This window comes from Desulfonatronum sp. SC1, assembly GCF_003046795.1.
In the GTDB taxonomy this organism is placed as follows: Bacteria; Desulfobacterota; Desulfovibrionia; order Desulfovibrionales; family Desulfonatronaceae; genus Desulfonatronum.
Window position 1 is genome coordinate 1 of sequence record NZ_PZKN01000210.1, and the last position, 406, is coordinate 406.

Below are 406 nucleotides of genomic sequence, written 5' to 3' on the forward strand. Positions count from 1 at the left end.
CCAATATTCATATCCTTTGGCAAGTCAAGCTCTTTGAGTGTACCGCGGGTAATTTTCGAGCCATTCTGAGCTATTAGTTCAAGCACATCGGCATCAGTGGCAGTAAGACATTTTACGTACGACACATTGGCTTTAAATGTGTGCCGGTATATGTAGCTGGCCGCTATAAGTTTTTTATTGATGATGGTGCCAATGCCAATGTTCTCAGCCAAATCGATATAATCCATATTCTCAACCTCGGCCACGGTTTTCTTAACGCCCATTTTTTTAGCCAGCTGGCATGCCAGGATGTTTACTTCCGAATTGCCGGTTACTGCAATAAAAGCATCCGTTTTTCCAATACCTTCGTCTTTTAGAAGATCCAGGTTTCGGCCATCGCCATTTATTACCAGGGTATTTTCAAGAT

At 42.6% G+C, this 406-nt stretch carries 1 protein-coding gene; it reads right to left on the minus strand.

The window, feature by feature from the left end; all coding sequences use genetic code 11:
• Positions 1 to 406, minus strand: a 406-nt coding sequence (locus C6366_RS21320; protein WP_199221629.1) for an NAD-binding protein, incomplete at both ends; no start/stop codon positions are given.